The following is a 7,152-nucleotide window of genomic DNA, read 5'->3' on the forward strand; positions in this document are numbered from 1 at the left end:
CAGGCAGTTTACCGAACCGCCGCCCGGCGACAGCGCCGTCAGTGCGGCCCGGCGATCTCCTCGAGCATCTCGGTGACCAGCGCCGCGATCGGCGAACGCTCGCTGCGCAGCAGCGTGATGTGGGCGAACAGCGGGTGACCTTTGAGCTTTTCGATCACCGCGGCGACCCCATCGTGGCGGCCGACCCGCAGGTTGTCGCGTTGAGCGATGTCGTGGGTGAGCACCACGCGGGACCCGGTGCCCAACCGGGACAACACGGTCAGCAGCACGTTGCGTTCCAACGACTGGGCTTCGTCGACGATCACGAACGAGTCGTGCAGGGACCGGCCCCGGATATGGGTCAGCGGCAACACCTCGAGCATGCCGCGGGACAGCACCTCCTCCAGCACCGCCGGGCTGGCCAGCCCTTCGAGGGTGTCGAAGACGGCCTGCGCCCAGGGCCCCATCTTGTCGCTCTCGCTGCCCGGCAGATAACCGAGTTCCTGGCCGCCCACGGCGTAGAGCGGACGGAACACGACCACTTTGCGCTGGGTGCGGCGCTCCAGCACGGCTTCCAGCCCGGCACACAGCGCCAGCGCCGATTTGCCGGTCCCGGCCTTGCCGCCCAGGGACACGATGCCCACCGACTCGTCGAGCAGTAGGTCCAGGGCCACCCGCTGCTCAGCGGAACGGCCACGCAGCCCGAACACCTCCCGGTCGCCGCGGACCAACTGAACCCGCTTGGCCGGGGTGACCCGGCCCAGCGCGTGCGAGGTACCGCCGAGCAACCGAATTCCAGTGTGACACGGCAGGTCCCGGGCCTCAGCCAGGTCGATCTCACCGTCGGCGAACAACGCGTCGATGTCCTCGGTGGCCGTCTCGATCTCGCGCATCCCCGACCAACCGGAGACGACGACGTCCTGCGCGTGATACTCGTCGGCCGGCAGACCGACGGCGGCCGCCTTGACCCGAAGCGGAATGTCCTTGCTCACCAACGTGACTCGCTTGCCCTCGGCAGCGAGGTTGGCGGCGCAGCTCAAGATCCGGGAGTCGTTGCTGTCGGTCCGGAAACCGGCGGGCAACACCGCCGGGTCGGTGTGATTGAGCTCGACGTGTAGCGAACCGCCTTGTGCGCCAACCGGAATCGGCTGATCGAGCCGGCCGTGCTCCAACCGCAGATCGTCGAATAACCGCAATGCCTGACGGGCGAACCAACCCAGCTCATGGTGATGGCGCTTGGCTTCCAGTTCGCTGATCACAACCAGCGGAACCACCACCTCGTGCTCGGCGAACCGGCTGCATGCCCACGGGTCGGAGAGCAGCACGGAGGTGTCGAGCACGTACGTCCGGGTTTCGGTCACGGGGCGCTCCTCGAGCGAATGACGCCCGGGCGGACCCACTCGAGCGTGTCGGCGGGGGCCGCGGCACCAGGACCGGGGCCGGTCCTGCCTTTCCAACGACCGGTGCAATGACCGGTGCAGGAACCGGGAGTGCCGCCCTGGCAGCAGAGCAGATCGCTGGCCATCGAAAGCGACGCTACTCCGGTGGCCGCACCGCCGCAGTGCAGGCGCGCCGAGACACCGGAAACCGGTTGATCAGTGCCGAATTGCTCGTCAGTCCGTGACGAATTGGTGCAGCGCCGGCTCGTCGGCCAGACCCCAGGCGCTGATGCGCTCGGAGATCACCTGCTGCAGCTGCGCCTCGTCGTAGATGCCGGCGTCGGCCACGTTCTGCAGCTTGTCCCGGTAGGCGTCGATGTCGGCACCGGGCACCTGAAGCTCGGCCGCACACGTGGCGATCGCCGTAATCGTCTCGTCGTGGGTGTAACCCAACAGGTGGGTGACCAGGCTGGCCCAGAATTCCTCGTGCCGCGCTTCGTCTCGGGCGATCCGGTCGATCAGGCCGGCCAGGATGGGCTCCTCGATCCGGGCGGCCAGGTTGCGGCAGAACGTGGCGTAGGAACGTTCCACGAAGGCCATGTACACCAACGTCTCGACCTGCGAGTAGGTTTCGGCGCGGTAGCCCTTCGTCACGTACTGGACGCGGGCCTGCTCGTTGGCTGTCGGGTCCATCTCGCGCGTGACCACCAGGTACTGGCGCAAAGCGATTGCGTGGTGGTGTTCCTCGGCGGTCCAGCGACCCAACCACCGGCCCCAGTAGTCCTCGAGGATGAAGTGGTCGATGAGCTCGCGGTGATGGGCGGCCAGATTGTCCTTCGTGAGCAGCAGGATCTCGCAGGCGTCGATCAGCGGCCGGGGCAGCGTGGCCTGAGAGGGATCCCAGTCGCGCCCACCGAGGAACGCGAAGTTCTCACCGCGGTCGAACGGTACGTAGTCGTGGGCGAACCACAGGTCCTCTGTGCTGAGGTGGCGATCGTGGAGGGCTTCGACCACGGGTTCGAGTTCCAGCGTCAGCGCATTAGCGACAGGTTTCTGTGCCATGCGGTAACTGTAACTCGCATACACAGACGCTTTCAAATTTGACGCGCCGTGATCGCCACCACCCGCGACAGACGCATGAGCACCCGTTTTCGGGGCTGTTCCGGCTCCCGGCTCAGCGGCCGACCAGGCTCCAGTCTTCGAGGCCGTCGTACAACGGGAACTCGCGGGCCAGCCGCGTCACCCGCTCCCGCAGCCCGGCCACCTGCCCCTCGGAGGCCGAGGTGCCGGCCGCCAGCGCCGCCGCAATGATGTCGGCGACTTCGGCGAACTCGGCGTCACCGAAGCCGCGGGTCGCCAACGCGGGGGTTCCGATCCGCAGGCCCGACGTCACCATCGGCGGTCGCGGGTCGTTGGGGACGGCGTTGCGGTTGACGGTGATACCCACCTCGTGCAGCAGGTCCTCGGCGGCCTGGCCGTCCAGCGGCGAATTGCGCAGGTCGACCAGCACCAGATGGACATCGGTGCCGCCGCTGACCACCGAGACACCGGCACTGGCGACATCGTCGACCAGCAGCCGCTCAGCCAGGATCCGGGCGCCGGACAGCGTGCGCTGCTGACGTTCGGCGAACTCCGGGGTGCCGGCGATCTTCAGCGCGACCGCCTTGCCGGCGATGATGTGCATCAGCGGCCCACCCTGCTGGCCGGGGAACACCGCGGAGTTGATCGCCTTGGCGTACTCCTGCTTGCCCACGATCATCCCGGACCGGCCACCGCCGAGCGTCTTGTGAATCGTGGTGGACACCACGTCGGCGTGCGGCACCGGCGAGGGGTGCAGACCCGCGGCGACCAGACCGGCGAAGTGCGCCATGTCCACCCACAACTTGGCGCCGACCTCGTCGGCGATGGACCGGAACGCGGCGAAATCCAGCACCCGCGGGTAGGCGGACCAGCCGGCAATGATCACCTTCGGGCGGAACTCGAGCGCTTGGGCCCGCACCACGTCCATGTCGACCAGGTGGGTGGTCGGGTCTACACCGTAGAAGGCGTTCTCGTACAACTTGCCGGAGAAGTTCAGGCGCATGCCGTGGGTCAGGTGGCCGCCGTTGGCCAGGTCCAGGCCCAGCAGCCGCTCGCCGGGCGCCATCAGGGCGTGCAGCACCGCAGCGTTGGCCTGTGCGCCCGAGTGCGGTTGCACATTGGCGAAGTCGGCGCCGAACAGCGCCTTGGCCCGGTCGCGGGCGATGTTCTCCACGACGTCGACGTATTCACAGCCGCCGTAGTAGCGCCGCCCGGGCAGCCCCTCGGCGTACTTGTTGGTCAGCACGCTGCCCTGGGCCTGCAACACCGAACGCGGCACGAAGTTCTCCGAGGCGATCATCTCGAGGGTGTCGCGTTGGCGCCCGAGTTCCTTGCCCAGCAGCTCTGCGATGTCGGGGTCGACCTCGGCCAGCGGGGCGGACATCACATGGGAGGAAACGCGGGCGTCAGGTGCGGCAGTCACGGTGGTCAGTCTATCCAGCGCATATTTGACCGGCCCACCCGTGAGGCCCGCTGACGTTGCTGCAAAAATAGGCCAATGCCGCGGCCGAGCGAGCCGAGCCCGTATGTCGAGTTCGACCGACGGCAGTGGCGCGCGCTCCGGATGGCCACCCCGTTGGCCCTCACCGAAGAAGAGCTGATCGGGTTGCGCGGCCTCGGTGAGCAGATCGACCTGTTGGAGGTCGAAGAGGTCTACCTTCCGCTGGCCCGGCTGATCCACCTGCAGGTCGCGGCCCGTCAACGACTGTTCGCGGCTACCGCGGAGTTCCTGGGCGAACAGCAGCAGAACCCGAACCGTCCGGTGCCGTTCATCATCGGAGTGGCCGGCAGTGTGGCCGTCGGCAAATCGACCACCGCCCGGGTGCTGCAGGCACTACTGGCCCGCTGGGATCACCACCCCCGGGTGGACCTGGTGACCACCGACGGCTTCCTCTACCCCAACGCCGAACTCGATCGACGAAACCTGATGCACCGCAAAGGGTTTCCCGAAAGCTACAACCGTCGCGCGCTGATGCGGTTCGTCACTTCGGTGAAGTCCGGTTCGGAGGCCGCCTGCGCCCCGGTGTATTCGCACCTGCATTACGACATCATCCCGGGTGCCAAACACGTGGTCCGCCACCCCGACATCCTGATCCTCGAGGGTCTGAACGTGTTGCAGACCGGTCCGACGCTGATGGTGTCGGACCTGTTCGACTTCTCGCTGTATGTCGACGCCCGGATCGAGGACATCGAACAGTGGTACGTCTCGCGGTTCCTGGCGATGCGCAGCACGTCGTTCGCGAACCCGGAATCGCACTTCCATCACTACGCGGCGCTGTCGGACCCGCAGGCCGTGGTCGCCGCCAAGGAAATCTGGCGCTCGATCAACCGGCCCAACCTCATCGAGAACATCCTGCCGACCCGGCCCCGCGCCACGTTGGTGTTGCGCAAGGACGCCGATCACTCGATCAACCGGCTCCGGCTGCGCAAGCTCTGACGGCGGCCCCGCGTCGGCTCTGCGGTGCGGGCGGCGGGCAGCCGCACTTAGTCGCCCAGGGCGCAGCGTCAGCGCGATTCGTCCTAGACCGCCTGCGCTTCGAGCACGCTGAACGGCGAGGCGGTCGCCACCACCCGGCGCAACCGGTAGCCGGCACGGTCGAACAGCCGCTCGAATTCCGCTGCCGTTCGTTCCCGCGCGTCGAGGGCGAGCAGCATCTCGAGGTCCAACCAATTGCCTACGAATTCCCGGTGGTGTTCGGGGATCACAAACTCGATCAGCAGCAGGTGGCTGCCCACTTCCGCCGCCGCCCGCACGTTGCGCAGGATCCGCACCGCGTCGTCGTCGGGCCAGTCGTGGATCACGCTTTTGAGGACGTACGCGTCTCCCCCGGCCGGGACCGACTCGAAGAACGACCCCTCGACTACCTCGATGCGGTCGGCCACACCGCGTTCGGTCAGCACGGCCGGGGCCCCCGCCACCACCTGCGGTTGGTCGAACAACACCCCGCGCGCGGTCGGGGTAGCCGCCAGTATTTCCGCCAGCAGGCGGCCGTGCCCACCGCCGACGTCGACGATGGTGGCGAACGAGCTGAAGTCGTAGGCTGCGATCACCGGGCCGATCGACAACGCCGATCCGCCGGTCATCGCCTGGTTGAAGATCTCGCCGAGTTCCGGCTCAGCGGCGAGGTACTCGAACGCCGGCTTGCCGCGCAGCGCCGGTATGACGGATCGGCCGGTACGGATCGCGTCGGTCAGATGGCTCCAGTGCTCCCGGTGCTGAGGCGACCCCAGCCAGCGGGCCCAGCCGGTGAGCGGCACCTCGGCGTCCCGGCGCAGCGTGCCGGCCAGTGGAGTCAGGTCATACCGACCATCGCGGCGCTGCCGGAACACGCCCCTGCTGATCAGCGCCCTGAGCAGGCGGGCCACGGCATCGGGATCGGCGTCAACCGCGGTCGCCAATTCCTGGGCCGTCAGCGGCCCGTCGGCGAGCGCGTCGGCGATGCCGAGTTCGGCCGCCGCGACGATGGCCTGGGACACCCACGCGTTGGAGACCATCTCCATCATCGCGACCGGCGGCGGCACCATGCGGCGGTGCAGCGCGGCCAGATGATGGCGCGCGGTGTCGATCAGCTGAACAACTCTGGGCGGGGGAAGTTTGGGCATGGGATGTCCTTTCCTTGCGCGCGTAAGCGCAGTCGGGCTTCGGGCGACGACGGTCAGTCGTTGGAAACGGGGACCCGGCCGCGCAGATCGGCGGCGATCAGCTTCGCCGCCGCGTTCTGCCAGTTATGCAGCGAGCGCTGCGGTACCTCGGTGACCAGCCACTGCCCTGCCTGGCGTGCGGCCGGATCCAGACCTGCCGCGAAGCCGCACAGCCCGACTGAGGCCAGCACCGGCACGGGCTTACGCGGATCGCGGCCCAGCAAATACCGACCCAGCCACCCGCTCAGTGGGCACACCGCCACCGACAACGCAGCCATGCAACCTAGTTTGGCACGGCCAACTTGCCATCGCTGCGTCAGCCGCCGGCCTACGCCGCTACGTGGTGGTGGTGACGAGGCTCGCCCGGAACGGCGAAATGGCTGCCAGCGCCTGTTGCAGCGCACTCATCTGGCCGTGCAGGAAACCGGAGACCTGGCTGCCGATGTTGCCGACGCCAGACATCAACGCGGCCCCGGCCACATCGCTGGTGTTGGCGATGCCCGACATCGCCTCGCCCAGGTTCTGCCAACCCGACAGCAACGAACCGGAGTTGTACCAACCCGACGTCAACGCCCCGTTGGCATTGGCGAAACCCGAACTCAGATCGCTGGAGTTGAAGAACCCGGACGTACCACTGGAACTGCCGTTGAAGAAGCCCGACGACAGCGACCCGGAAGAGTTCCCGATACCGAGCAGGCCCGGTGCCGTGAGGTTGAGTTGGCCCAGCAGTGTCATGTCGATGGGGATCTGGATATTCGCCCCGACCATGAGGTCCTTCAGGACGATCGGGTTGATGACGATGGGGTCCACCACCGGGGACAGGAGGGTTCCCTCGAAAGTGAAAGTGAAGAGAACTTGAATCGAGACGTCGACCGGGATGCCGAACTGAGGGATCGGTTGAATGGTGATCGGGTAGAAGAATCCGGTGATGGGGATGGCCACGTTGGTAGCCGCCACCAGATCGATCGGAATCGCCGGGAAGTTGATCGGGATGGTAGCTCCTTCCACCCCTTGGCTGTCGGCGAGCATGAATGAGCCGAGGTTCATACTGCCGGTGTTGAAGGAACCGGTG

7 protein-coding genes and 1 pseudogene are annotated in these 7,152 nt (G+C 67.1%); 2 read left to right on the plus strand and 6 right to left on the minus strand.

Annotated elements, in window-relative coordinates; genetic code table 11:
- Positions 1–38: 38 nt before the first annotated feature.
- Positions 39–1,340, minus strand: a complete 1,302-nt coding sequence (gene phoH2 / locus AC5Y5Z_RS23740) for an RNA 5'-3' helicase PhoH2 (protein ID WP_463828827.1) — start codon at positions 1,338–1,340, stop codon at positions 39–41.
- A gap of 107 nt (positions 1,341–1,447) precedes the next feature.
- Between phoH2 and AC5Y5Z_RS23745 the strand changes: the two genes are divergently transcribed.
- Positions 1,448–1,603 carry a hypothetical protein gene (locus AC5Y5Z_RS23745; RefSeq protein ID WP_463828826.1) on the plus strand — a complete coding sequence of 52 codons (156 nt, stop codon included), beginning with the start codon at positions 1,448–1,450 and terminating at the stop codon, positions 1,601–1,603.
- Here AC5Y5Z_RS23745 and AC5Y5Z_RS23750 read toward each other — a convergent pair.
- Positions 1,593–2,420 (minus strand): acyl-ACP desaturase, encoded by an 828-nt coding sequence (locus tag AC5Y5Z_RS23750; RefSeq protein WP_499927876.1) that lies wholly within the window; start codon positions 2,418–2,420, stop codon positions 1,593–1,595. The two genes, AC5Y5Z_RS23745 and AC5Y5Z_RS23750, sit on opposite strands and share 11 nt — an antisense overlap.
- 112 nt (positions 2,421–2,532) lie before the next feature.
- On the minus strand, positions 2,533–3,822 hold the full coding sequence (gene glyA / locus AC5Y5Z_RS23755) for a serine hydroxymethyltransferase (RefSeq protein WP_499927884.1): 1,290 nt from the start codon (positions 3,820–3,822) through the stop codon (positions 2,533–2,535).
- Between the two features lie 114 nt (positions 3,823–3,936).
- Here glyA and coaA point away from each other — a divergent pair, with 114 nt between their 5' ends.
- Positions 3,937–4,875, plus strand: a complete 939-nt coding sequence (gene coaA / locus AC5Y5Z_RS23760; RefSeq protein WP_463828824.1) for a type I pantothenate kinase — start codon at positions 3,937–3,939, stop codon at positions 4,873–4,875.
- Positions 4,876–4,958: 83 nt separating this feature from the next.
- Here the strand turns inward: coaA and AC5Y5Z_RS23765 are convergent, their stop codons facing one another.
- From AC5Y5Z_RS23765 to AC5Y5Z_RS23775, 3 genes and pseudogenes are all read right to left on the minus strand, one after another.
- Complete coding sequence (locus AC5Y5Z_RS23765; protein ID WP_499927878.1) at positions 4,959–6,041, minus strand: methyltransferase; 1,083 nt, start codon at positions 6,039–6,041, stop codon at positions 4,959–4,961.
- A 53-nt stretch (positions 6,042–6,094) separates the two neighbouring features.
- The gene (locus AC5Y5Z_RS23770) at positions 6,095–6,358 is read right to left on the minus strand and encodes a hypothetical protein (RefSeq protein WP_499927886.1); all 264 of its coding nucleotides are present in this window, start codon (positions 6,356–6,358) and stop codon (positions 6,095–6,097) included.
- 58 nt (positions 6,359–6,416) lie between these two features.
- A pseudogene (locus AC5Y5Z_RS23775) lies at positions 6,417–7,152 on the minus strand (hypothetical protein); the annotation flags it as partial.

The sequence above is a fragment of the Mycobacterium sp. NGS29 genome, from assembly GCF_059812965.1.

Excerpts from the sequence above, each read along its gene's own strand:
- coaA (WP_463828824.1), top strand. The coding sequence starts at position 3,937 with ATGCCGCGGCCGAGCGAGCCGAGCCCGTATGTCGAGTTCGACCGACGG.
- AC5Y5Z_RS23765 (WP_499927878.1), bottom strand. The coding sequence starts at position 6,041 with ATGCCCAAACTTCCCCCGCCCAGAGTTGTTCAGCTGATCGACACCGCG.
- AC5Y5Z_RS23745 (WP_463828826.1), top strand. The coding sequence starts at position 1,448 with ATGACCGGTGCAGGAACCGGGAGTGCCGCCCTGGCAGCAGAGCAGATC.
- AC5Y5Z_RS23750 (WP_499927876.1), bottom strand. The coding sequence starts at position 2,420 with ATGGCACAGAAACCTGTCGCTAATGCGCTGACGCTGGAACTCGAACCC.
- glyA (WP_499927884.1), bottom strand. The coding sequence starts at position 3,822 with ATGTCCGCCCCGCTGGCCGAGGTCGACCCCGACATCGCAGAGCTGCTG.
- AC5Y5Z_RS23770 (WP_499927886.1), bottom strand. The coding sequence starts at position 6,358 with ATGGCTGCGTTGTCGGTGGCGGTGTGCCCACTGAGCGGGTGGCTGGGT.